Annotated in this window: 17 protein-coding genes; 4 read left to right on the forward strand and 13 right to left on the reverse strand. The window is 68.1% G+C overall.

Going from position 1 to position 24,244, the window contains the following annotated elements; genetic code table 11:
- Window positions 1-6 precede the first annotated feature (6 nt).
- Both ACXC9Q_RS36290 and ACXC9Q_RS36295 read right to left on the reverse strand, forming a co-directional pair.
- The gene (locus ACXC9Q_RS36290; RefSeq protein ID WP_457061168.1) at window positions 7-456 is read right to left on the reverse strand and encodes a YybH family protein; all 450 of its coding nucleotides are present in this window, start codon (window positions 454-456) and stop codon (window positions 7-9) included.
- Between the two features lie 127 nt (window positions 457-583).
- Entirely contained in the window at window positions 584-1,489 is a 906-nt protein-coding gene (locus ACXC9Q_RS36295; protein ID WP_457061169.1) for a universal stress protein, read from the reverse strand.
- A gap of 192 nt (window positions 1,490-1,681) precedes the next feature.
- On the opposite strand from ACXC9Q_RS36295, the gene ACXC9Q_RS36300 reads away from it, so the two are divergent.
- Window positions 1,682-3,799 carry a M6 family metalloprotease domain-containing protein gene (locus ACXC9Q_RS36300; protein WP_457061170.1) on the forward strand — a complete coding sequence of 706 codons (2,118 nt, stop codon included), beginning with the start codon at window positions 1,682-1,684 and terminating at the stop codon, window positions 3,797-3,799.
- Here the strand turns inward: ACXC9Q_RS36300 and ACXC9Q_RS36305 are convergent.
- Genes ACXC9Q_RS36305 through ACXC9Q_RS36325 form a run of 5 tightly spaced genes read right to left on the reverse strand, consistent with a single transcriptional unit; the run spans window position 3,789 to window position 9,745 of the window.
- Entirely contained in the window at window positions 3,789-4,412 is a 624-nt protein-coding gene (locus tag ACXC9Q_RS36305; RefSeq protein ID WP_457061171.1) for a histone deacetylase, read from the reverse strand. The genes ACXC9Q_RS36300 and ACXC9Q_RS36305 overlap by 11 nt on opposite strands.
- Before the next feature lie 8 nt (window positions 4,413-4,420).
- Window positions 4,421-6,013 (reverse strand): peptide ligase PGM1-related protein, encoded by a 1,593-nt coding sequence (locus ACXC9Q_RS36310; RefSeq protein ID WP_457061172.1) that lies wholly within the window; start codon window positions 6,011-6,013, stop codon window positions 4,421-4,423.
- Window positions 6,010-7,128: a response regulator gene (locus ACXC9Q_RS36315; protein WP_457061173.1), complete on the reverse strand. Its 1,119-nt coding sequence runs from the start codon at window positions 7,126-7,128 to the stop codon at window positions 6,010-6,012. The genes ACXC9Q_RS36310 and ACXC9Q_RS36315 overlap by 4 nt, the downstream gene beginning before the upstream one ends.
- Entirely contained in the window at window positions 7,125-7,508 is a 384-nt protein-coding gene (locus ACXC9Q_RS36320; protein WP_457061174.1) for a response regulator, read from the reverse strand. The genes ACXC9Q_RS36315 and ACXC9Q_RS36320 overlap by 4 nt, the downstream gene beginning before the upstream one ends.
- Window positions 7,505-9,745: a GAF domain-containing protein gene (locus tag ACXC9Q_RS36325; protein ID WP_457061175.1), complete on the reverse strand. Its 2,241-nt coding sequence runs from the start codon at window positions 9,743-9,745 to the stop codon at window positions 7,505-7,507. The genes ACXC9Q_RS36320 and ACXC9Q_RS36325 overlap by 4 nt, the downstream gene beginning before the upstream one ends.
- Window positions 9,746-9,980: 235 nt before the next feature.
- On the opposite strand from ACXC9Q_RS36325, the gene ACXC9Q_RS36330 reads away from it, so the two are divergent.
- A complete protein-coding gene (locus ACXC9Q_RS36330) occupies window positions 9,981-12,014 on the forward strand; it encodes a phosphocholine-specific phospholipase C (RefSeq protein ID WP_457061176.1) in 2,034 nt (677 codons plus the stop codon).
- 722 nt (window positions 12,015-12,736) lie between these two features.
- On the opposite strand, the gene ACXC9Q_RS36335 is transcribed toward ACXC9Q_RS36330, so the two are convergent.
- From ACXC9Q_RS36335 to ACXC9Q_RS36355, 5 genes are read right to left on the reverse strand one after another with little or no spacing between them, the layout of a single operon-like run.
- Window positions 12,737-13,624: an ABC transporter ATP-binding protein gene (locus ACXC9Q_RS36335; RefSeq protein WP_457061177.1), complete on the reverse strand. Its 888-nt coding sequence runs from the start codon at window positions 13,622-13,624 to the stop codon at window positions 12,737-12,739.
- Window positions 13,621-14,439, reverse strand: a complete 819-nt coding sequence (locus ACXC9Q_RS36340) for an ABC transporter ATP-binding protein (protein ID WP_457061178.1) — start codon at window positions 14,437-14,439, stop codon at window positions 13,621-13,623. The genes ACXC9Q_RS36335 and ACXC9Q_RS36340 overlap by 4 nt, the downstream gene beginning before the upstream one ends.
- A complete protein-coding gene (locus tag ACXC9Q_RS36345; protein WP_457061179.1) occupies window positions 14,432-15,307 on the reverse strand; it encodes an ABC transporter permease in 876 nt (291 codons plus the stop codon). Before ACXC9Q_RS36345 ends, ACXC9Q_RS36340 begins: the two co-directional genes overlap by 8 nt.
- Before the next feature lie 5 nt (window positions 15,308-15,312).
- Complete coding sequence (locus tag ACXC9Q_RS36350) at window positions 15,313-16,407, reverse strand: ABC transporter permease (RefSeq protein ID WP_457061180.1); 1,095 nt, start codon at window positions 16,405-16,407, stop codon at window positions 15,313-15,315.
- Window positions 16,404-18,263: an ABC transporter substrate-binding protein gene (locus ACXC9Q_RS36355; RefSeq protein WP_457061181.1), complete on the reverse strand. Its 1,860-nt coding sequence runs from the start codon at window positions 18,261-18,263 to the stop codon at window positions 16,404-16,406. The genes ACXC9Q_RS36350 and ACXC9Q_RS36355 overlap by 4 nt, the downstream gene beginning before the upstream one ends.
- A gap of 313 nt (window positions 18,264-18,576) precedes the next feature.
- On the opposite strand from ACXC9Q_RS36355, the gene ACXC9Q_RS36360 reads away from it, so the two are divergent.
- Both ACXC9Q_RS36360 and ACXC9Q_RS36365 read left to right on the forward strand, forming a co-directional pair.
- Window positions 18,577-19,392 (forward strand): class I SAM-dependent methyltransferase, encoded by an 816-nt coding sequence (locus tag ACXC9Q_RS36360; RefSeq protein ID WP_457061182.1) that lies wholly within the window; start codon window positions 18,577-18,579, stop codon window positions 19,390-19,392.
- A 53-nt stretch (window positions 19,393-19,445) separates the two neighbouring features.
- A complete protein-coding gene (locus tag ACXC9Q_RS36365) occupies window positions 19,446-21,221 on the forward strand; it encodes a BTAD domain-containing putative transcriptional regulator (protein ID WP_457061183.1) in 1,776 nt (591 codons plus the stop codon).
- Here the strand turns inward: ACXC9Q_RS36365 and ACXC9Q_RS36370 are convergent.
- Window positions 21,189-24,212 carry a sacsin N-terminal ATP-binding-like domain-containing protein gene (locus tag ACXC9Q_RS36370; protein ID WP_457061184.1) on the reverse strand — a complete coding sequence of 1,008 codons (3,024 nt, stop codon included), beginning with the start codon at window positions 24,210-24,212 and terminating at the stop codon, window positions 21,189-21,191. The genes ACXC9Q_RS36365 and ACXC9Q_RS36370 overlap by 33 nt on opposite strands.
- Window positions 24,213-24,244 lie beyond the last annotated feature (32 nt).

Below are 24,244 nucleotides of genomic sequence, written 5' to 3' on the forward strand. Positions count from 1 at the left end.
GGCGTGTCAGCCGGCGGCCCCTCGCGCCAGTTCGGACAGTTGACCGAAGCCGATGGGGTGGACCAGAGGGTCGGCGTGGCGGTGCACCAGGTCCCAGCCTGATGGCGTGCGTCGGAAGACCAGCGTGACGCGCAGGGACCAGTCCTGGGCGGGCAGTACGCCGACCTCGCCATGCTGCCGTTCGACCGCGACGAGAACCGTCAGGTCGCCGGAGTGGTAGCACTGCTCGATGTCGACCGTCGCCTCCCCGGCACGGAACATCTCGCGTGTGCTCTGCAACGCCTCCGGTGAGGAGTCGAAACCACGGACGACCTCCCCGCCCAATGGCGACATCAACGTGTAGTCGTCGCTGTGGTGGATCAGGTCCAGGTAGGCGTCGATGTCACCGCGGATGTAAGCCTCCGCCGACTGCCGCACCACCTCGATCAGCGTCTCCAGACCCTTGTCCGCTCCCATGGCACATCTCCCGTCATCGTCCGGTGCTCTGGAAGACATACGCACCATGGGACCGCGGCGGATTCACAGCCGGATCGACTTCTTGTTCAGCTCCCGCTGAACGTTCAGTCGTCGGCTGCGACGGCACCTACGGGCGTTGGTGGACTATGGCGATGGGGTGGGTGGTGTGGTGCAGGACGCCTCGGGCGGTGGAGCCCAGGAGGTGTTCGGCGAGGCGGGAGCGGGGGCGGCCGCCGACGGCGAGAAGCTGGGGGTTCAAGGTCTCGGCGGCGGCGAGGAGGCCTTCGACGGGGTGGCCCTGGTGGACGTCATGCGTGATCTCGACGCCGGGGCGTTTGGCGCGCCACTCCTCGACGAGCTCGGCGCCGCGGGCATCAGCCATGTCGTGCCACTGGTCGATATCTTCGGCGGAAGCGGGCTGGTCGGTGGCGACCTCCCAGGGGAAGTCCCAGACCAGGACGAGGGTGAGCTGTACGCCGTGCGCGGCGGCGTGGTCCGCAGCGAACTCGATAGCCGGCTGGTCGGGCTCGGACTCGATCCAGTCGACGCCGACCAGGACCGGGGCGGTGCGGTGCTCCTGCTGCTGCCAGCCGCTCGGTACGACGACCACCGGGCCGCGGCCGCGGTTGCCGACCGCGTCGGAGGTGGAGCCGATCAGCAGGTCGGCGAAGACGCCGTGCCCGCGCCGGCCGAGCACCAGCATCGTCGCGGTCGCACTGAGGTCGACCAGCACGTCATCCGGCTTCCCGACGCGCAGGTCGACGCCAAGGTCCAGCTCGGTGTCGATTCCCGCCAGGTACTGGCGCACTTCGTCCACCACCCGGGCGGCCGCCTTGTCGATCCTCACCGGGACGACCGATTCCCCGTCGACCCGCACCGGAGCGTGGGTGTCGCTGTAGCGCCTCGGCTCCTCGACGCCGTGGATCGCGCGCAGCGGCAACTCCCGCAGCAGCGCCTCGGTCACCCCCCAGTCGAGTGCCTTGCTGCGCTGCCACGCGGCGTCGACTCCCACGATGATCACGTCATCGGCCATCTCCGGCCCCTTTCCCGATGCTGTAATTGTCCGCCTGCCCCGCGCCGATTCCATCCCCCGGGCTCGATGGTTGCGGAAAACGCCCGGCTTGGTGACGCAGGGGAAAACCGCCGTGTCGGCAGCCCGTGAAAAGGGCATGCTGACGGGCAAAATCCCGATCCGTTATCCGCCCTCGTCGATCGGACACCGCCCGTGCCCAACCTCCGGAAGTCCCGTTTCGCCGTACGGCTGGCCGCCGTACTCGGCGCCGCAGCCGTCGCGGGCGTGGCCCTGACCGCACCTGCTCCCGCGACCACCGACGCGGCGGCCGCTCCCCCGGATCCCGTGAATGCCTGGCAGTATCCGCACTGGCCGCAGAAGCAGCCGTGGCAGGAGTCGGGCCAGGACCGGCGGATCGCCACCACATCCCAGGGTCTGCCCGGTCCGATCGACCCGCAGAACTGGGAGAACCCGGACCACATGACCTGGAGCGACTACGTCAAGCCGCCCGGGACCGACTGGGCCAACCCGGCGACGAAGGGCTCGGTCCGGACGTTCAAGGGTGCGCTCGTGCTGCTCGACTATCCGAACCAGGACTTCGTCATCACCAAGCCCAAGGGCTCGACCGTCTTCGGCAACCCGAGTGCCGAGGCGAACGGCGTACCGCGCGACCAGGTCGGCGAGTTCTACAAGAACTTCCTCAACACGCCCAACGCGCTGAACCGCGGCCACACCCTGCACGAGTACTGGATGGGGGACTCCGGCGGCCGGTACGGCGTCGACCTGACCGCGTTCGGCCCGTATCGGATGCCCGGCAAGTCGCACGAGTACGCGATGGAGTTCCAGGGTGGCACCGCCTGCCCGGCCGGCGACAACTGCACGAAGAACATCCGCACCGACGGTCGCGCGGCGTGGGTGGCCGATCAGGGTCCCGACGTGCCGGCCGGGTTCGATTTCGTGTTCTTCCTGAGTGCCGGCCAGGACGAGTCGTCCACCTGGCAGGAGTTCGGGATGATGAAGTTCCCGACCAAGGAGGATGTCAGCGACGACTTCGGTCCGCCGGACCCGAGCCTGCCGAACTGGTCGAACACCCGGTACGTCGACTGGACGTCATGGGCCGCGGGAGCGTCGATCTGGCCGAACGCCGGCGGTGGTTCGTCGACCCAGGCGGAGAGCTCGGGCATGGCCGTGTTCGCCCACGAGTTCAGCCACATCCTGGGCATCGGCGACAACTACAACAACCCGTACAGCATCCCGGCCCGGCGCGACTACACCGGCATGTGGGAGATGCTCAGCCGCGGAAGTTTCAACGGTCCGGGTGGCCCACACAGCCGCTGGACGATCCCGGCGACCGGTGGTGCGTCGATGGGCGCCCAGCACATGCTGCGGAACAAGATCAAGCTGCAGATGGTCGACGAACAGAACGTCCTGCGGTTGTCCCGCGAGGCGCTGGCCTCGTCCGGGGTGGTGATCGCGAATGTCATCGCGCGGACCGTGCAACCTGGGCCGAAGGACCTGTCCGGGATCAACATCCAGCTCGGCGGTACGGGCGATCTCGATGCGCCCTGTGATGTGAACACGGATCCGATGTGTGATGGTCGCGGCTACCAGAACTACACCGTCGAGGTGGTCGACCGGATGGGCACGGACTCATTCACCTCCGACTCCGGCGTACTGCTGGCGAAGACCAAGAACCAGGATCAGGCGCCGTTCGAGTGGGTCGTCGACGCCAACCCGCAGGACATCACCATGACCGACTACGTGCTGCCCGACGGCACCAAGGTCCCGATCACGATCGGCGACTACCGCCAGCTGTCGGACGCGCTGTTCCACGCCGGCACGAACTCGGGCAGCGAGTACGAGTACACCGACACCGCCAACCGGCTGCATTTCTACATCACCAACGTGCACCGGGACCGCGCCGGCGTGCTGTCCTATACGGTCGCGGTCCGCTCACTGGACGGCTCCGGCGCCCAGAAGCGTGGCGTCCGCGTCCTGCCGACGGTCGCGAAGCCGGCGTCCAACGGTGTCCAGACCTGCAACTTCTCACTCACCAACACCGGTAAGGCCGGCACCGTCTCCGAGCACCCCGAGGACATCACGCCGTACCTGAAGGGCGACGTCTACCGCGTCTCCGCCAAGGTGAACGGCAAGGACTGGTCAATCGCCGTCCCCAACGCCCTAACCACCGCCAACGCCGGCCAACAGGTCACCGTCCCCGTCTACACCAAGGCCGGCACTACCCCCCTCGCCAAGATCACCCTCACCGCCACCTCCGAAAGCGACCCGTCAAAGCACTCCACCGCGACCTGCGTCGCCATCAAGCGGTAAGCAGGTCGGTCAGCGCGTCGGGCGTCCAGGCTTTCTGGACGCCCGGCGCGGCCTGCAGATATTCCACGATCTGCTGCGTGTTCCAGCCGTGGGCTTCGGTCAGGCCGGTGGCGATCCAGCGGAGGTACGGCGCTGTGGGCGCGGCCGGCTCGAGGTCGGCGGCCGGGTCATGCGTGACGGTGAACATCGGGTGGCCGTCGCGTTCGCCGAGGCGTACGACGGTCTCGTAGCGGCCGGGTCCCATGGTGTGGAGCGCGTCCACGTCCGGCAGCAGCGCGGCCAGCTCGCGGGCGAACTCGCCGCCCGGCTCCCGGCGCATCTCCTGAGCAGCGACGTCGCCCAGTTGGTCCGCCGTCAGCAGATAGGCCCGGCCGGCGACACATCCCGCCGCTGCGTGGTCGTAGAAGGCCGAGCCACCGCCCCAGACCCGCGACGCACCGGCGAACACGAGCCCGCCAGGCACGTGGACACCGGCGATTCGCTGGGGGTCGCTGTGATCGCGGCAGCCCGCGTACACGCGTGCGCCGCCGGCAGGGCAGCCGCCGGCCAGGTAGCACCGGAATCGGTCGAGAGCGAGGTTGGAACCGTAGGCGACGTACCAGACTCGCTCCATCGCACCTCTCAGCTCGGCAGTGGCTGCTCCACGAAGGCCTGCTCCGCCTCCGCCAGCAGAATGCGGGAAGCATCACGGTACCGGCGATCGGCCTCCGCCGGCGTGTCCCCGACGGCGGTCAGCCCGAGCCGGCCGCATTCGGTCAGACAGCTGATCATGTGGAACACGATGCCCACCTGCCGCGACTGATCGAAGTGCAGCCCGTGCCGCGCCACGATGTCGAACACATCGGCCGGCGCCAACCCCTTGAGCAGCTCCGACTCGAGGTGATCCGTCGCGACCAGGTGCTTCTCCTGCCCCAACGACGTGACGAACAACGCGGTCCGTGGGTCGTACCTCCCGTCGGTCAGGTACTGCAATGTCAAGAACGGATGCGTCGTCCCGCCCTTGCGTAGGTTCAGTTCGATCGCGTACGACGTCCAGCCGCCGGCGGCATCGCGCACCACGACGAAGTCGATCGCGAACCGCCCGAGCGCACCCTGATCCGCCAGTCGCCGGCCGATCGTCGCGGCATGCTCGGTGATCATCCGCGCGTACTCCGGTGCCGCCGGGAACACACAGCCCAGGTAGCTCTGCCCGCTCGCGCCGCCGAGCAGTTGGTCGTGCGTGGACAGCAGTTCGACCCCACCACCAGGCACCACCCGGAGCTGCACGCTCGGACTGCGCAGTTCGGCACCGACGATCCGTTCCTCGACGATCCCACCGTTCTCCGCGAACTTCGCGGCGTACACCTCGAACGGGGTCGTCACGGACTCCAGCTCCATCTCGCGCAGCCGCGTCATCACCTCGTCCCGCTCCCCCGCCGATCCGGGCGCCGGCAGCCCTTTCAGCCGCACGACCGCGTTGCCCTCACCGGACACGCCCTCGTTGAGCTTCACGATCGCGCTGTCCATCGCCGGCCGTTCGGCACGCATCCCGACCAGCGCATCGGCGAGCTCGTCGAGCGTGTGCAGGTTCTCCACCCCGAGCGGATGGGGTACGCCGACCTCGGCGAACAATCGGCGGCCGCCGGACTTCGACCCCAGTGGTGCCAGCCGCGGATCGGCGGCGTACATGGGGATCCCGAGGCTGATCGCGACATCGCGTTCGCGCTCGGTCGTGTTGTAGGGAATCAGGTGCGACCGCAGTGGGTTCGGGACCAGCGCGGCGATCCGGCTGAGTAGCCGTGGCCGGGCCAGCAGCTTCTCGCTGAGCGGGATCGGCGACGCGTCGTTGACCGGGATCAGCGACAACCGGGCGCGCGCATGGCTCGGGATCACGCCGGGCAGCAAGGACAGGTAGTACTCGATGATCTCGGGCGCGATCGGCATCGAGGTCACGTACACCATCCGCAGCCGCGGCTCGCGCAACAGGATGAGCAGGAACAAGAACCGCTCCTCGTACGCCTCCATGGCCGTCCCGGTCCCGGCGGCCTCGGTCTTGTCCAGCGAGATCGACGGTACGACGACCACGGACTCGTCGTCGTAGTTCATCCGCATCGCGTCCCACACCCCGCCCATCCGCGCCTGCAACTGGTCGAAGCGCTGATACCGCTCCTCCTCGGTCAGGGTGGACAGTCCACGGCCGACCTCACCGGGAGCGGTCCACAGATCGCCGGTCATGACACGATCCTCGCGTTGTCGAGACCGCGGACACTGAACGCGTGCACGGTTCGGCTGAAGCCGCGGACCTCACGAAGACCGGCATCCTCGCCGATCACCGCGTCGCCGGCGGCCCCGTAGACCCGTTCCGTGGCGAGGATCTGCCAGGCCTCGGCATCGGCGCACAACCGCGCGGCCAGGTTGGTCACACTCCCGATCGCCGCGTAGTCGAGCCGTCCGTCGAACCCGATGGTGCCGAGCGTCGCGTACCCCTGGGCAATTCCGATCCCGAGCGCGAGGTCATGGCCGCGCCGGCTCCAGGTCTCGGCCAGTCCGCGGACCCGGGTCCGCATCGCGACACTCATCCGCAGCGCCCGCAACGGGCCGTCCTCGCAGCGCACCGGATCGTTGAAGAACACCATCAGGCCGTCGCCCGCGAAGCGTTCCAGCGTTCCCTCGAAGCGGAAGATCAGGTCGCCGAGCGCGTGGTGGTACTCCTCCAGCACGCCCATCACCTCCTCCGGCTCGCTCGCCTCCGCGAACGTGGTGAAGCCGCGCAGGTCGCAGAAGACCACGACGATCTCGCGCCGGTGGCTGGCCAGGAACGACTCGTCGCCGGAGTCCACGATCAGCTCGGCCAGCTGCGGGCTGAGGAACCGGCGCAACCGGCCCATCCGCTGCAACTGCGACACCTGGCTCTCGACCCGCGACTCCAGTTCCTGGTTCCACGCGGTCAGCTCGGCGGCCTGCCGCTTGATCGTGTCCTGGTACCGCTTGATCCGCGCCAGCGACGCCACCCGGGCGAGCAGTTCGCTCTGGTTGACCGGCTTGGTGAGGAAGTCGTCCGCGCCAGCCTCGAGCGCCTTCACCTTCTGCTCGTCGCCGCTGGCCGTCACCATCACGACCGGCAGGTACGCCGTGTCCACCTGGTCACGGATCCGCCGGCACACCTCGTACCCGTCCATCCCCGGCATCAGGATGTCGAGCAGGACGAGATCGATGTCCTCGGCATCGATCAGCTCCAGCGCCTGCTCACCCGACGACGCGGTCAGTACGTCGTACCCGCGCGGGCTGAGGATGGCCTCCAGCAGCCGGACGTTCGGTGGCTGGTCGTCGACCACGAGCACCTTCGTCATGTCGCACCGCCCAGCCGGAGGAAGTCCTCGACCTGCTGCGGCAACCGGCGCACGCTGATCGGCTTCTCGACGTACCCGGTGAAGCCGGAGTCGAAGGCGCGCTGCCGATCGTGGTCCATCGCGAACGCCGTCACCGCGACCACCGGTACGGCGTGGGTCTGCTCGCCGGCCCGGATCCGTCGCAACGCCTCGGCGCCGTCGATGCCGGGCAGCTGCAGGTCCATCAGGATCAGGTCGGGATGCTCGGAGGCCGCGAGCCGAACCCCGTCCTCACCCGAGGTCGCCTCGATCACCTCGTACCCGGAGAATCTCAGCACGTCCCGTACCAGCTTGAGGTTCTTCGGATTGTCTTCCACCACCAGGATCCGGCCCGGATTCATCGATTCTCCCCCTCGGGGCCGGCCACCACGCCGACCGCTCGCAGTGCCTGCAACAACGCGTCCCTACTGACCGGCTTGACCAGATACGCGGCGGCCCCGAGCGCCGCGCCCCGAGCCCGTTCCTCGACGATCGACACGATGATCACCGGGATGTCGCGGGTTGCCGCCTCGGCCTTCAAGGCGTGCAGCACGGCCCACCCGTCGATCCCCGGCAGCCGGATATCCAGCAGTACGGCGTCCGGCCGGACTCGCCGGACAGCGTCCAGCCCGGACTGACCGTCGCCGGCGACCGTGACCTGCAGCGCCGCGCCGGACAGATAGGCCGTGATCAGGTCGAGCGACGGCCGGTCGTCCTCGATGACCACGACGTCGCCGACGGTCCGGGCCGGGTCAGGCCGGTGCTCGTTCTCCCTGCTGCGTAAGGAGAATCCGAACGTGCTGCCGACGCCGACCTCGCTCTCCAACCACATCCGGCCGCCGAGCAGCTCGACGATCCGCCGCGACAACGTCAGCCCCAGCCCGGTGCCCTCTTCCTGCGACGGACCGCGACCGCCCTGCTGGAACGACTCGAAGATCCGCTCCCGGTCCTCCGGCGGTACGCCGCGACCGCTGTCGGTGACCGCGATGTGCACCTCGGCCCCGGACCGGGTCGCGCTCACCACCACCGAGCCGCCGTCGCCGGTGAACTTCACCGCGTTGGTCATCAGGTTCAGCACGACCTGCTTCAGCCGCAGCTCGTCGGCGTACACCTCGTCGACGCCGGGCCCGACCTCGACCCGCAGGTCGATGCCGTGCAGGGTGGCCCGCTCGCGCAGCATCGCCGCGGTGTTGTCGAGCAACCGGCGCAGCGGGAACGTCGTGTACTCCAGCTCCATCCGGCCGGCCTCGACCTTGGACAGGTCGAGGATCTCGTTCAGCAGTTCGAGCAGGTGCTTGCCGGAGCCGTGGATGTCGCGCAGGTACTCCTCCTGCCGCTCGTTGAGCTCGCCGAACATCCGCTCCAGCAGGACTTCGGAGAAGCCGAGGACGGCGTTGAGCGGCGTCCGCAACTCGTGCGACATGCTGGCCAGGAACTCGGACTTGTGCCGGCTGGCCACCTCGAGCTCGGCGCTGCGCTGCTTGAGCTCTCGGTAGAGCTGCGCGTTCAGGAGCGCGAGCGTCGACTGGTCCGCGAACATCTCCAGGAGCGCGAGCGTCTCCGCCGAGAACTCCCCAGGTCGCTTCCGCCGGACCACCAGCGAACCGACGATCTGCCCCTCCCGGAGCAGTGGTACGGCGACCAGTGAACGCCAACCGGCCTCGTACAACACCGCGAGATGTGGATCGAGTTCCGCGGTACTGAGGTCGGGCACCGCCAGCGGCCGGCCCAGCTTGGCCGCACGACCGACCAGCGTTTCGTCGAGATGGATCCGGGTCGCCCGCAGCCGCTCGATCACACTCCGGTCGGTCCGGTAGACGCTCCGGACCAGGAACTGTCGCTGGTCCTCGTCGTACTCCATGATCGAGCCGCCGTCGGTGGCGGAGATCTGGACCGCGTGCTTGGCGATGGTCGACAGCACCTTGGACACGTCGAGGCTGGAGTTGACCGCCTCGCCGACCTCACGCAGCGCCTCGAGCTCACCGACCTTCCGGGCGAGTTCGGCGCCGCGGGCCTCGAGTTGCTGGACGAGCTTCACGCTGTTCACCGCCATCGCCGCCTGCCCGGCGAACGCGGTCACGAGGTTCTGCTCCCGCTCGTCGAACGGTCTGACCTCGTTGCGCCAGATACACAGGGCCCCGACCACCTGGTCGTCGATCACCATCGGCGCGGCCATCAACGTCCGGAAGCCGCCCAGCTGCTGCAGGTCCTGAAGCCTGTACTCGGGGTCGGCCAGGACGTCGGCAATCTGCTGGGTGGTGCGGTCCAGGCCGGCTCGGCCGATCAGCGTTCCCCGGTCCATCGGGATCGGGTGGTCGGTGATGTAGCGGATCGACTCCGCCGACATGCCGACGGCTTTGCTGAGTCGGTAGTAGCCGTCCTCGAACGGGTAGAGCTGGGCGGCCTGCGAGCGGCAGAGCCGGCGGGCGCTCTCGACGATGGTGGTGAGGACGGAGTCCGGGTCGCCGGCCGAGCGGCCGACCGCGGAGAGTACTTCGTTGGCGGCGGCGAACTGGTCGGTCAAGGCCGCGAGCTGCCCTTCGAGCCGCTGCCGCTCCACCTCTGTTGCGGCGCCTCCAGCGAGCGCCCGCCCGCCCATCGCAGCCTCCCCCAACCCCCAGGCCGCGCGCTAGTCCAGTCTCCCGCCGAACGTCGCGGAGAGCAATCGCTGCCGGTGATCGAACTACGGATGCGGCGTTCAGAACAGTTTGAAAATCACCGGGAATGGACAGCAGAGTTCATCTTCCGGGTGTTAATCGTTCAGACTAGGGTGCCTGCGACGCAGTCCTGGTGTTCCAGACTCCATCCGCCCCACCGCCCGTCAGGAGACCCGTATGCCAGACATCAATCGCCGGAGGTTCCTGCAGCTCGCGGGAGCATCGGCCGCGTTCGCCGCCATGACGAACAGTATCGAGCAGGCCGCCGCGATCCCGGCACATCGCCGGTTCGGCGACATCAAGGACGTCGAGCACATCGTCGTACTGATGCAGGAGAACCGATCGTTCGACCACTACTTCGGCACCCTCAACGGTGTCCGCGGCTTCGGTGACCCGCGGCCGGTCGCCTTGCCGAGCGGTCAGCCGGTATGGCACCAGAAGGACGCCGCCGGCCGGGAGATCCTGCCGTTCCGGCCGGAAGCGGACAACCTCGGCCTGCAGTTCATCCAGGACCTCGCGCACAGCTGGCCCGACGCGCACCAGGCGCACAACAACGGCAAGTACGACCAGTGGATCCCGGCGAAGAGCTCGACCACGATGGCGTACCTGACCCGCGAGGACATCCCGTTCCACTACGCGCTCGCCGACAAGTTCACCCTGTGCGACGCCTACCACTGCTCGTTCATGGGTTCGACCGACCCGAACCGGTACTACATGTGGACCGGTTACACGGGCAACGACGGCACCGGCGGCGGCCCGGTCCTGGGTAACGACGAGGTCGGCTACGGCTGGACGACGTACCCGGAGCGGCTCGAGCAGGCCGGCGTCTCGTGGAAGATCTACCAGGACATCGGCGACGGCCTGGACGCCGCCGGCGGCTGGGGCTGGATCGACGACGCCTACCGCGGCAACTACGGCGACAACTCGCTGCTGTACTTCAACACCTACCGCAACGCCCAGGCCGGGAACCCCTTGTACGACAAGGCCCGCACCGGCACGAACGCGAAGGCCGGCGAGAGCCTGTTCGCTCAGCTCACCGCCGACGTGAAGAACAACCGGCTGCCGAAGATCTCCTGGATCGCCGCGCCGGAGGCCTTCACCGAGCACCCGAACTGGCCGGCCAACTACGGCGCCTGGTACATCTCCCAGGTCCTCGACGCCCTCACCTCGAACCCCGAGGTCTGGAGCAAGACCGCGCTGTTCATCACGTACGACGAGAACGACGGCTTCTTCGATCACGCCGTACCGCCGTACCCGCCGATGTCCGCGGCGCAGGGTCTGTCGACCGTCGACGTCGGGCCCGACCTGTACACCGGGACCAAGGTCGCGCCAGGCCCGTACGGTCTGGGACAGCGCGTGCCGATGCTGGTCGTGTCGCCCTGGAGCACCGGCGGCTACACGTGCTCGGAGGTGTTCGACCACACCTCGATCATCCGGTTCATGGAGCAGCGGTTCGGCGTGGACGAGCCGAACATCTCGCCGTGGCGGCGGGCGATCTGCGGTGACCTCAGCTCGGCCTTCGACTTCGGTACGACGGCCACCCGGCCGGCGCGGCTCCCGGACACCACGGCCTACGAGCCGCCGGACGACAAGCGGCACCCGGACTACGTGCCGACGCCACCGGCGGTCGGCCGGATCCCGGCTCAGGAGCGCGGCAGCCGCCGTACCAGGCCGTTGCCCTACGCATCGATCGTCGACGGTGTGGTTGCCGGAGGCAAGTACAGGCTGACCTTCAGCTCCGGCCCGCACGCCGGCGCCCAGTTCCTGATCACGTCCGCGAACCGGACCGACGGCCCGTGGACCTACACGACCGAGGCCGGCAAGAGCGTCGCGGACAGCTGGAACACCAGCTATTCCAACGGCGTCTACGACCTGACCGTGCACGGGCCGAACGGCTTCCTCCGCACCTTCAAGGGCAAGCCCGCCACCGGCCTGGAGATCACCGCCCGCGAGAACACCCGCACAGGCAACGTCGACCTCACCCTGACCACCGACGTCGCCCGCCGCGTCACGCTCACGGGAGCGTACGGCGGCAAGCCGAAGCGGCTCGACCTCCGCCCCGGCAAGACCACCCACACCATCACCACCACCAGCCGCTGGTACGACGTCTCGGTCGCCATCGACTCGGAGCCGTCGTACCTGCGCCGCTTCGCCGGCCACGTCGAAACCGGCACCCCCGGCATCAGCGACCCAGCCATCAAGACCGTCTGACCGCACCCTCGGCCCAAGCCCAAGCCCAAGCCGGCGCCGGCGCCGACGCCGACGCCGACGCCGACGCTGGGCCTGGGCCATTTCAGGGGTTGACCCCTGAGTTGGTGGGTTCGGCTCCCAAATTCTCAGGGGGCAACCCACAAGCTCGGGGGTTGACCGCTGAAATTCGGGCGTCAACCCCCTGGCTTAGTCGTCGGGCGTGCACAGGGGGTCGTGGTTGTGTTTTGGCGAGTCGTGGAGCGAGGTGTCAACGGCAGGCCGGTCGTCGAGTCGTGGATCGGGGTAGTCGACACGCGGGTTTGATCGCCTGGATCCACGACTCAGCGTCCGGTGAGGTGGGGTTCGGATCGTGGATCGGTTGGGTCCGCTCCGAGCGGCGGTCGACTGGCCCCCAGTAGGTGTCCCAGGTCCGGGAGGTGGGTGGACTGGGGAGGGAAATGTCCCTTCACGGGGGTGAAATCCTCCCCGGACGACCGGGGGGCGGAGGCGGGCGCAACCCTGGCGCCGAGCACGGGTCCTGGCCGCAGGGGAGGCGCTCAGCTCACTTGGGCGGTCCGGGTGGCCTCGAGCTCCCGCCGGCCCAGCGGACCCAACCAGACCACCTCCCCATACATCGAGCAATAGAGCCCCCTTGTGGGGTCAACCCCTCACTTGGTGGGTTGCCCCCCGGGATTTCGAGAGGGCAACCCACCAGCTCGGGGGTTGACGCCTGAAATGGTCGCTCAGAGGATCGGGGCTTCGGGCTTGGTCGCGTCGGCGGGGGTGTTGTCGTCGACGCGATCCAGCTCGTCGACCTGGATGCGGGTGGTCCAGCGGTTGTCGGGGTCGGGTTGCGGGATCGAGTCGAGCAGGAGCTCGGTGTACGGGTGGGACGGCTCGTGCATCACGGTGGAGACCGGACCGCGTTCGACGATCTGGCCCTTGGTGATGACCATGACCTCGCCGCCGAGGTAGTAGACGGTCGACAGGTCGTGCGTGATGAAGAGCGTGGTCATCCCGTGCTCGCGCTGGAAGTCGAGCAGGATGTCCAGGAAGTGTTTGCGGACCTGGGCGTCGAGCATCGACACGGGCTCGTCGGCGATGATGAACGACGGACGCAGCATGTGCACCCGAGCCAGCATGATGCGTTGCCGCTGGCCGCCCGACAGTTGATGCGGATACCGTCCGAGGACGTTCTCCGGTTCCAGCCGCACCGCCCGCAGGGACTCCTCGATCAGCTCCAGACCGGATGACCGCGTGGAGGCGAGCCCGAACTTCTTCACCGCCTTCCACAGCACGCGATCCACGCGATAGAAGGGGTTGAAGATCGCATACGGATCCTGGAACACCGGCTGGACGTCGCGCCGGTACTCGTCGTACTCCGCGCGACTCAGCCGGAAGATGTCCTTCCCTCCGTACCGCACCGATCCGGCGGTCGGCTTCTGCAGGCCGAGGACGTTCCGCGCGATCGTGCTCTTCCCACTGCCACTCTGACCGACCAGACTCACGATCTGCGGCGGCGACGCGGCGAGCGTGAAGCTCACATCGTCCACCGCGGTCACATACCCGCCGGCCACCCCGCGAGCATGGAATCGTTGCTGTACGCCACGAAGCTCGAGCTCCAACGTCACGATGCCCTCCGTCCCAGTCGTGGGATCGACTCGATCAACTGCCGGGTGTAGGGATCCCGTGGATTCTTGAACACCTGACGTACGCCGCCGACCTCGACCAACTCGCCGTCGTACATCACCGCGACCCGGTCGGCCAGCTGGGCGTGCACACCCATGTCGTGCGAGATCACCATCAGCGTGACCCCGAAGTCGGTGCGCAGATCGGCCAGCGACTGCAGGATCACCCGCTGGATCGTCACGTCCAGCGCGGTGGTCGGCTCGTCCGCGATCACCAGATCCGGTTCGAGCGCGACCGCGATCGCCATCAGCACGCGCTGTTTCATCCCACCGGACAGCTCGTGCGGATACATCGAGGCGACCCGCGGCTCCAGCCCGACCTGTCCCAGCAGCCGCGGGATCAACTCGGACAGCGAGTCACGTCGCCCCGGCGCATGCTCCAGGATCACGTCCTTGAACTGGTCGCGCACCCGCATCACCGGGTTGAGCGAACTCATCGACCCCTGCGGCAGGTACGACAAGGCCGACCACCGCAGCACCCGGAGCTCCTCGCCCTGCACCTTGAGCAGGTCCACCGGCGACCGCCCGGCCGGATGGAACATCACCGACCCGCCCGTCACCTTGCCCGGCGGCTTGAGCAGCCGGAGCAGTGCGACCGCGAGCGTGCTCTTGCCGCTGCCCGACTCCCCGGCGATGCCGAGGATCTCGCCGCGCCGTACGTCGAGGTCGATCCCGCGGACCGCCTTCACGTCGCCACGGTTGGTCGAGTAGGCGACCTCGAGCCCCTTGATCTCCAGCACGTTCGCCGAGTCACTCACCGGCCACTCCCCTCAGTCGCGGGTTGTAGACCTCTTCGAGGCCGATGTTGACCATGTTCAGCGCCGCGAACAACAAGGTCAGCAATGCGATCGGCACGACGAACATCGGCCAGGCACCCAGCGTCAGCGCGCCGGTGCCGATCGCGTTGAAGATGATCTGGCCGAGGTCGATCACGCCGGCCGGCCCGAGGCCGATGATCTCCAGGCCGACGAGGCCGAAGATCGCGCCGAGCGCCGACGCCGCGAACCCGACGCCGATGAAGGGCAGCAGGTTCGGCAGCAGCTCGGTGGTGATGATCTCCAGGTCGCGCGCCTTGCTGACCCGCGCCAGGTCGACGTACGGACGGGTCCGCAGGCTCAGCACCTGCGACCGGATCGTCTTGGCCGCGAACGGCCAGGCGAAGATCGAGATCATCACGCCGACCTGGAACAGACTCACGCTCTTCGCGTACGCCGACAGCGCGATCAGCAACGGGAACGTCGGGATCACCAGCAGGATCCCGGTGAACGTCGAGAGCACGTTGTCGATCCAGCCGCCCTTGTACCCGGCGACGAACGCCACGATCACACCGATCACCGTCGAGATGACACCGGCGATCGCACCGATCTGGAGAGACACCGCGAGTGCCTTCACCACCATCGCGAACACGTCCCGCCCGAACTGGTCGGTGCCGAGCAGGTGGTCCGGCCCGGGCACCAGCCACTTGTCGTACGCCGCCAGCTCGATCGGGTCCTGGCCACCACCGATGGCCTTGGTGATCAGCGGGCTGAACAGCGCGATCAGGATCAGCAGTCCGAGGATGACCAGTCCGGTCGCCAGCCGCCGGCTGTTCCGGATCGTCCGCAGTACCGCGGTCAGGATTCTCATCGTCATCACTTCCAGTACTTGACCCGCGGGTCAAGCAGCGGGAGCACGAGGTCGAGGAGCAGGACGGCGGTCAGGACCGAGAAGATCGCGATGTCGGTCACGCCGAGGATCGTGTTGAAGTCGAGCTGCTGGATCGCGGTGACCAGCGTGGTGCCCAGTCCCGGGTAGTTGAACAGCTGCTCGACCAGCACGTTCCCGTTGAAGATGAAGCCCAGCGAGATCCCGAACGCGGTCACCTGCGGGAGGTAGCAGTTCCGCAGCGCGTACCGGGTCAGGACCTGCCGGCCCTTCAGTCCCTTCGCCTCGGCGTACACCAGGTAGTCCTCGCCGAGAATCGGAACCATCAGCATCCGGGTCGACAGGATCCAGCTGAACGTCCCGATGATCACGATCGACAACGCGGGCAACAACCCGTACTTCAGCACACTGCCGACGAACTGCGGACTGATCCCTGGATCGATGTTCGAGTCGTACGCCGATCTGGCCGGCAGGACACCCATCGAGTACGCGAAGATGTACACAAGGACCAGCGCGACGAAGAAGTAGGGCACGTGCGACAGCGCGATCGACAGATTGGTGGCGATCGCGGAGCCGGCCTTGCCGCGCCGCCAGCCGGCGACCGCGCCGATCGCGATGCCGAAGATCCAGGCCAGTACGGCGGAGATGCCGAGCAGACCGATTGTCCAGGGCAACGATCGCAGGATCACCGTCTGGGCCGGCGTCGGGTAGTTGATCAGGCTCGGCCCGAGATCGCCGTGCAGAATCAGCTTCTGCATGTACGTCAGGTACTGCGTCAGCAGGTTCCCGTCCAGCCCGAACTCGTGCTTGTAGCGGGCGATGATCTCGGCACTCGCCTGCGCGTTGTAGATGTAGTTCTGCTGCAGGGTCTGGATCAGCGTCTGGATCGGGTCACCCGGCATCAACCGGAAGAAGAAGAACGCGATGGTCAGTGCGCCCCAGAGCTCGATCAGATACAGCCCGAACCGGCGGATCGCGTACGCCGCCAGCGGATGCCGCGACAGCCAGGCCCGCACCCCCGAGACGGGTGCGGAGTCCTGGCTCTTGCCGACAGCTACCGCAGGCGGGGCCTCCGCCGTCACGCCGGTCCCTTCTGCCCGGTGGGCTCGATCTTGCCCAGCACGAAGATGAAGTGCTGCCACCAGTTCAGCGGGACCTCGTACAGGTCCTCGTCGGTCGGCCAGCCCTTCCAGAACGTCGTGTTGAAGTACGACGGGTAACCGGTCTGGATCACCGACAGCATCGGCAGGTCCTGGAAGTAGATCTCCAGCGCCTGGTTGAGCAGCGGCTTGGCTTCCTCGCTGTTCGGGTCGAGCTGGGCGAGCTTCTCGGAGATCTCGTCGAACTTCGGGTTCCGGTACCGCAGCTTGTTCTTGCCGGCCGCGTTCTTGCCGACCGGCTGGTACTTGTCGCTGGTCCAGTCCGAGTACAGCTGCTCGGGGTCGACCGCGATCCCGGCCCAGCTGGAGTCGATGTCGTACTGGCCGCGCTGGAACTTCTCGTCGTGCACGTTGCCGGCCAGGCTGCGCAGGGTGGCCGGGACGCCGACCTTGGCCAGCTCGGTCTTCAGCACGTTCGCGATCGCGTACTCACCGCCGTCGACCGGCGAGGGCGTGATGATCTCGAGGTTGATCTCCTTGCCCTTGTAGGTGCGCTTGCCGGCGGCGTTCTTCGGCGCGATCTCGTCGAGCAGCTGGGTCGCCTTGTCCGGGTTGAACTCGAACTTGTACTTGTTCGCGAGCTCGTCGTTCTTCCACTTGTCGTTGGTCGGGTAGTCCGCCCACGGGTACTGCGCCGGCGGCACCGGGACCGGCCAGATCGACTTGCCGATCTTCTCCCGGTCGAGGCAGTAGTTGATCGCCCAGCGCATCTTCGGCTCCGAGATCACACCCCGGGCCGGGTCGCAGTTCAGCCACATCACCCGCGGGTTCGGGTCGTGGAACTGCGTGGTCTGCAAGGCCGGGTAGCCGGTGTTGCGCAACTGCTTGGCGTGCTGCTCGTCCACCGAGCCGACGTCGAACTCGGCCCGCTCGAACGCCAGTGACGCCTGGTCGAGCTGCTTCGACGTGCTCTGGTAGACGACGTACTGCGGCTTGACGTCGAGCTTGTCCTTGTTCCAGTAGTTCGGATCCTTCTCCCAGACGAACATCTTCTGGTTCCGGATCGCCTGCTTCAGCTTGTAGGGACCGCTGTGCACCGGCGGGTTGTCCTTGTACTTCGTCGGGTCCTGCGCCTTCCAGACGTGCTCGGGCATGATCCCGAGCGGCGGACCGGCGATCGCGGAGATGAAGTTGTAGTGGAACCGTGGTCCCGGTTTGGTCATCTTGACCACCGCGGTCTGGGCGTCCGGCACCTCGATGTCCTTGACGAACTCCTTCAGCTCACCGCCGCCGCCGAACAGGTCCGGGCGATCCTTCAGCAGCATGATGGTGAACTTGAAGTCGTTCGCGCCCAGCGGCTGTCCGTCGTTCCAGTGCGCCTTCGGGTCGAACTTGAAGGTCACCTCGGTGTGGTCGTCGTTGTACTTGTACTCGGTCGCCAGCCACGGCCGCATCTCACCGGTGGCGAAGCTGAGGTAGAACAGCGGCTCGGTGCTCAGCTCAACGCCGGCACCCGACGGCGAGCCGTTCGGGATCATCCCGTTGAAGCTGTCGAAGACCGTGTACTCGACCTGGCCGACGATCACCGACTGGTCCCGTGGAACCGGGATGTTGGCCTTGCCGATCTGGATCGACTTGGTGGCAGCGGGTTTGTTGTCGTTGGCGGGCTTGTCGGAGTACGAGCCGCCACCGCCGGAGCAGGCCGCCAGGAAGGCGGTCATCGCGGCCGCGGCACCTCCTCCGACCAGGCTTCGCCGACTCAACTGATAGCGAATGACGTCTTCGACATCTTCGAACTGCGGGCGCGGCCCTTCGTTCATGTCTGGCACCGTGTTCATGACGAAAGTCACCTCCGTTTCCGTTGCGCGTACAGGCCGGTCACTGACTGAGAGGTGTGTCGGACTATAAGTAGCGATGACAACGTTGGCAAGAGTTCATCGCCGCGTGGGAATTACGAAGTCATATCCGCAGATCAGTCGATATACCAACCTATGACAACGATGTTTTGCTCTGCGTGACCAGCGGGAGTGTTGGTCCCGTCGTACGGCGCCCTGGGTCGTCACACGCCGCGTCACACGGTGACCGTTTTGGCTGGGATCCAGGTGGCCAGATCCGGCCACCGAAGTGGTAGTGACTTCCAGGGGGAACGAGATGACGAGTACGGCCGTGGACTTCGAGGCGATCAAGGACAAGCAGCGGGCCGGGTGGCAGACCGGCGACTACCCGCGGGTGGGCAATACGTTGCAGATCATCGCCGAGCTCTTGGTCGAGGCCGCCGACGTCCGGGCCGGGCAGCGCGCCCTCGACGTCGCCTGTGGTCAGGGCAACGCGGCACTGGCGGCGGCCCGGCGATTCGCCGAGGCGACTGGTGTCGACTACGCGGCGAACCTGCTGGAGCAGGGCCGCGAACGGGCCGCGGCGGAGCACCTTCCGGTCACCTTCACCGAAGGCGACGCAGAGAAGCTGCCGGTCCCGGATCAAGCGTTCGATCTCGCGCTGAGCACAGTCGGTGTGATGTTCGCGCCCGACCACCAGCGCGCGGCGGACGAGCTCGTCCGGGTCGTCAGGCCGGGCGGCAAGATCGCGCTGGCGAGCTGGACGCCGGCCGGGATGATCGGCCGGCTGTTCAAGACGGTGTCCAAGTGGGCGCCGCCGCCGGCCGGGGTGCAGTCGCCGACGCTGTGGGGCACCGAGGACCATCTGGTCGAGCTGTTCGGTGATCGGGTCGAGTGGACGGCGCTGACCAAGCGTGACTACGTGTTCCGCTACCACTCGCCGGAGCACTTCGCCATGTGGTTCATGGACTTCTACGGACCGATTACCCGGCTGGCCGGGTCGCTGGACGGCGAGGACTATCGCCACTTGGCCACGGATCTCGCCGACGTACCGCGAGCGTTCGACTACGCAGACGACGGTACGGTCGCGGCGCGCGCGGAGTACCTGGAGGCGGTCGGCGTACGGCGCTGACACAGGTGACGCCCCAGGCGACACTGGAGGTCTCACGCGAGGGGGTGAGATCTGTGCCGCTGATCCGATTGCTCGGACCGCCGGTGATCGAGAAGCCGGGACGTCAGCCGCGGGGGAAGAAGGCTTGGGGGCTGCTCGGGTATGTGTTGCTGGCCGAGCGGCCTCCCAGCCGCCGCCGGCTCGCCGAGCTGTTCTTCGCGGATGCCGAGGATCCGCTCGGTGCACTCCGCTGGACCCTGGCCGAGCTCCGCCGGGCGATCGGCGTACCCGATGTGCTGACCGGCGATCCGGTGTCCGCCGGCCTCGACGCCACGACGGTGGATGTCCTGCAGTTGGACGACTTGTTGCTGATGTCGAGCGGCGAACTGCTGGAGGGTGTGGAGCTCGAGTCATGTCCCGAGTTCGAGTCGTGGCTGCTGGTCGAGCGTCGCCGGGTCGCCGGCGCGATCGAGGCGCGGCTGCGGCAGCACGCGATCGCCTTGCTGGCAACCGGTCAGGCTGCCGACGCGATCCCGTTCGCGGCCAAGGCGGTTGCCGCCCATCCACTCGAGCAGGGCAACCACGAGCTGCTCGTCCGCAGCCTGGCGCAGTCGGGCGACGAGGCCGGCGCGCTGCGCCAGATCACGTTGTGTGAGGACCTGTTCCGGAACGAGCTGGGAGTCGAGGTGACCGAATCCTTACGCGGAGCCGCCCTGATCGGGACCCAGCAGGGGCCTCCGCTCAGCAGTCGTGCGGCGGCCGTGAGCCAGCTCCAGGCCGGACGCGCCGCACTGGTGGCCGGTGCCGTGGATGCCGGCATCCTTTGCCTACGGCAAGCAGCTGCATCGGCCGTGCGGTGCAACGACAAGACGCTGCAAGCCCGTGCGCTCGCAGCCCTCGGCGGCGCGCTCGTGCACGCGATCCGCGGCCACGACGAGGAGGGTGCGATCATCCTGAACGAAGCGCTCCTCGTCGCCGATCAGGCCGGTGAGCGAGCGACCACGGTGCTCGCGATGCGCGAGCTGGGATTCATCGAGGTGCAGGCCGGACGACGCGGCACCGCCGACGAGTGGCTGGGCAAGGCACAGGCGGTGGCCGAAACCGACGAGGAGCGGGCCGCGATCCTCGGTGTCCGCGGCATGAACTCGTCCGACCGGTCCGACTATGCCCTCGCGTTCGAGCAACTACACGCATCGGTCGAGCTCGCCGCCCGCTGTGGCGATCGCCGCCAGCAGGCGTGGTCGTTGTCACTCGTCGGGCGCGCACATCTGCTGCGTTCGGAGTACAGCGAGGCAGGGGCCGCGCTCGCGGAGACACTGGACCTGGTCCGGCAGGAACGCTGGATCGCCTTCCAGCCTTGGCCGCAAGCGCTCGCCGCCGAGCTCGACCTGTACGCCGGAAAGCTCGACACGGCCACGGACGGTTTCGAGGAGGCCTGGGCCTTGGGCTGCCAGCTCGGCGACCCTTGCTGGGAAGGCATGGCCGGCCGGGGTCTCGCTCTACTGAACGCCCGGCGAGGCGACTACTCGGCCGCGACGAAGTGGCTCGACGTGGCCCTGACCCGGGCCAGCACTGAGCCGGATCGCTACCAGTGGGTGCACGCGCACGTGCTGGACGCCGCGATCACCGCTGCCCTGGATCGATCCGAGACCGAACGCGCGCTGACCTTGACGACCAGGCTCTCCGCCCTGGCCGCGCGGTGCGACCTGCGCGAACTTCTGGTCCACGCTCAACTTCACCTCGGCCGCCTGGGCGATCCCCGAGCCACAGCCTCGGCCCAGTCGCTCAGCACCTCGATCGACAACCCCGCGCTGCGGTCAGTCGTAGGCGGCGTCGATCAGGAGTTCTGAACTGCGGTCCGGTTCGTTGAGCACTGCGCGGATCACATGGCGCTGATCCCAGCGGCCGCTCGCCCACGCCAGCGCTTTCGCGAGGCCGTCGAACGTCGCCGCGTGCGGTGCGCCGTCGGCGTCGACCCACCACGACACCTCGACGCCATCGACGGTGAGCTCCTCGTGCTCCCACCACGTCCACGGGACCTCGGGGACGAGCTCGCGGACGATCGCCGGCACGTCGGCCGCCGTACCCGGACCGTCGATCTTGCCCTCGGCAACTTCCTGCGCCATCGGTACGTCGAACAGGTCGCTCAAGCCGTCCGCCGCGGCACCCGACGCCACCACGAAACCGCCAAGATCCGCACGCTGCAACCACATCGGGCCATCGACGACGACCGCGCGACCAGCATCGGTGACTTGGGTCAGGCCGTCGTCCGCGAGGACCCGGACGTGGTCCGGCGCGTCGCCCGGGAACAGCGACAGCGTGCCGAGGTGACGCCAGAGGCGCAGCAGATCGACCTCCTCCACCTCTCGGTCAGGGTCCGCCAGCCGTTCGAGTAACAGGCTGAGGCCGTCGGCGTCGAGATCTCCGACCTCGCGGACCAGGCCGACCGCCGTACGCACCTCGGGGTCGAGGCCGGCCGTCCACTCGGGCGCGTCGTCCAGGAAGGTCGCCAGCACGGGCTCGGCGTCCGGATCGGCCCGCCCGGCCAAGGGCTCGCCGTCGTCCAGCAGCACGCGGTCGCGGATCCACCAGGCCGCGTACGACGGCACGCCGAGTGGACGGTCGTCCGGCCCGACGACGCGGACCTGGGTGACCAGGGCGCGCCGGAGTTCCGGTGACGATCCGAGCAGTTCGAGGACGCGCGGCCAGGCGTCGTCGGTGATCCAGTCGAGGTCGCGGATCGCCAGGAGTTCTCCGACGGTCGCGCCGTACCGGGATCCGTCGGGCGCCACGTCGTACGCCCAATCCTCGATGCCGTCGAGGTCTTTGAGTGCCTCGGGCAACTGATCGAGGGCGACGTCCGAGGCCGTGACGAGGCCGAGGGTCGCGAGTACGCCGACCGCCTCCAATGCGGGCTGTCCGTAGCGGTCGAGCACCTCGCGGGCGACCGGCGCGACCTCCTCGTCGTCGAGCACCGCCTCGGCCTCGGATCCGGGGACGACGAGCGCGTTCGCGGGGACGTGGTCGCCGTCGGCGTCGCGGAGGACCAGGTCGGAGAGCCACCACAGCCCTTCGGCTTGGGACGGGTCGGCGGCGACGAGGCTGAGGACGGCGTGCGCGACGGCGTCGGGATCGTCGGCCTCGATCGAGTGCTCGACGGTCGTGCGTACGGCGCTGTCCTCGAGCAACGTCCGTGGTGTCGCCGGGAGGGCGCCCAATCGCTCGAGCGCCGGGTCGACGGCCTCCGGGTGCACCACGCGGACGCCGTACTCCCCGAAGGCGGCCAGGTTGTCGGTCGGGATCTCCGGGCCCGGGAGGAGCAGACCGCGTGCGCCGCGGACGAGCCTTCCGTCCGCGAGCGGGACGGGCAGAGTGCCGAGAGACTCACGCAGCAAGGCATCCGTCACCATGCCGGCCAGCGAGCCGTAGAGGTTCCGCCACCACTCGGGCGGCTCGTCGGCCGCCACTCCCCCGAGCTGATCCACCACCTCCGCCAGCTCGAGCCGCCGTACGTGGAGCGCATCCAACGCCAGGCGATCCTGCCGGGTGGACCGGATCAGCCCCGGCACGATGGGCGCAAGCACCCCGTTGAACGCGTCGTCCGCGCCTTCCACCACAACCGCATCCCGCGGCCTGAGCAGAGCGCCGTCCTGAACCGCCCGCACCATCGGCGTGCTGGGCAGCACCTGGCCGATCTCATCCCTGAGCGCGCCGTCAAGAGGGCCCGCCGCCAGCCCGGTCGGCACGAGCTGAAGCACGTCGTCGCCGGCTTCGGCCCGCTCCCGCACCAATGCGCCGTACGCCGACGCCGCTTCCCGCACCAGCCGATCAGCCAACGGCCCCTTGGCCACATGCCGCCGGGTCGGATCCAACGGAAAACTCGCCAACAGCAACGCAGGCAATGACAACGGCTCGTCCGTAGGCGTAGGAGCCTGCGCAACCCCTGGCAGCTCCCCTCCGCTACCCCACGACACCGCCTGCTCTTCTTCTCCCACAGCTGCCGCAGGCGCAACCTCGTGGCGTGGAAGGGCCCACACCACCGACCAGCTGGGGCGGGACCGTTCTTCGGTGGGGCGGTCGGCGAGGAGTGCTTCGCGTTCTCGGTCGTCGAACACTCCGTCGGCGCGGTGGATCCACCAGCGGGATTCGGCGTCTTGCAGGACCCGGCGTCCGTCGTCGGTCTCGATCTCGATGTGTTCGAGACCGGGTAGGGCGAGCAACAGCGCGTCTCCCGCCTCAGCCAGCAGTCGACGAACGAGCTCGGCGGCGGCCTCGTCGCGGAGGGGGAGGATGACCGCGGTGTCGTAGCCCTCGGGTGGTTCGCCCTCGGCCTCGAACGGGAGCCGCAACACCGGCACCTGCCCGTCCCGCCGGCGTACTTCGGTGTCGAGGCCGGCCGACCCGAGCCCGGCGATCGCGGCCGCCGTGTCCGCCTTGGAGAACCGCACCCCACCGGTCCCCGACAGGATCACCGGCTCGTCGGTCACCGCGAGTACGGCGGAGAACCCCACCCCGAAACGCCCGACCGTCGGCTCGTCCCGCTTCGCCGAGGCACGCAGCGTCGCAAGTGACTCGACTCCCTCGGCCGACAGCGGCGTACCGGTGTTGGCAACCACCAGCGTGCTGCCGCGGAACTCGTACAGCACTCGCCCCGGCACCCCCGCTCGCGCGGCCGCATCCGCGGCGTTCTGCGCGAGCTCGATCACGAGCCGGTCGACGTACCCACCGAGCGCCAGGTCCTCCTCGGCGTTCGCGTCCTCCCGGAACCGCACCGGCGCCGCCGACCACCCGGCCAGCACCCGCTCGCGAATCCCCGCCGTACCGAACACGTCGTCGCTCACCGGTGCAGTATGCCCCAACGCCACGAGCCTGC

It is taken from the genome of Kribbella sp. CWNU-51, from assembly GCF_054073265.1.

Excerpts from the sequence above, each read along its gene's own strand:
- ACXC9Q_RS36290 (WP_457061168.1), bottom strand. The coding sequence starts at position 456 with ATGGGAGCGGACAAGGGTCTGGAGACGCTGATCGAGGTGGTGCGGCAG.
- ACXC9Q_RS36295 (WP_457061169.1), bottom strand. The coding sequence starts at position 1,489 with ATGGCCGATGACGTGATCATCGTGGGAGTCGACGCCGCGTGGCAGCGC.
- ACXC9Q_RS36305 (WP_457061171.1), bottom strand. The coding sequence starts at position 4,412 with ATGGAGCGAGTCTGGTACGTCGCCTACGGTTCCAACCTCGCTCTCGAC.
- ACXC9Q_RS36310 (WP_457061172.1), bottom strand. The coding sequence starts at position 6,013 with ATGACCGGCGATCTGTGGACCGCTCCCGGTGAGGTCGGCCGTGGACTG.
- ACXC9Q_RS36315 (WP_457061173.1), bottom strand. The coding sequence starts at position 7,128 with ATGACGAAGGTGCTCGTGGTCGACGACCAGCCACCGAACGTCCGGCTG.
- ACXC9Q_RS36320 (WP_457061174.1), bottom strand. The coding sequence starts at position 7,508 with ATGAATCCGGGCCGGATCCTGGTGGTGGAAGACAATCCGAAGAACCTC.
- ACXC9Q_RS36325 (WP_457061175.1), bottom strand. The coding sequence starts at position 9,745 with ATGGGCGGGCGGGCGCTCGCTGGAGGCGCCGCAACAGAGGTGGAGCGG.
- ACXC9Q_RS36330 (WP_457061176.1), top strand. The coding sequence starts at position 9,981 with ATGCCAGACATCAATCGCCGGAGGTTCCTGCAGCTCGCGGGAGCATCG.
- ACXC9Q_RS36345 (WP_457061179.1), bottom strand. The coding sequence starts at position 15,307 with ATGAGAATCCTGACCGCGGTACTGCGGACGATCCGGAACAGCCGGCGG.
- ACXC9Q_RS36355 (WP_457061181.1), bottom strand. The coding sequence starts at position 18,263 with ATGAACACGGTGCCAGACATGAACGAAGGGCCGCGCCCGCAGTTCGAA.
- ACXC9Q_RS36360 (WP_457061182.1), top strand. The coding sequence starts at position 18,577 with ATGACGAGTACGGCCGTGGACTTCGAGGCGATCAAGGACAAGCAGCGG.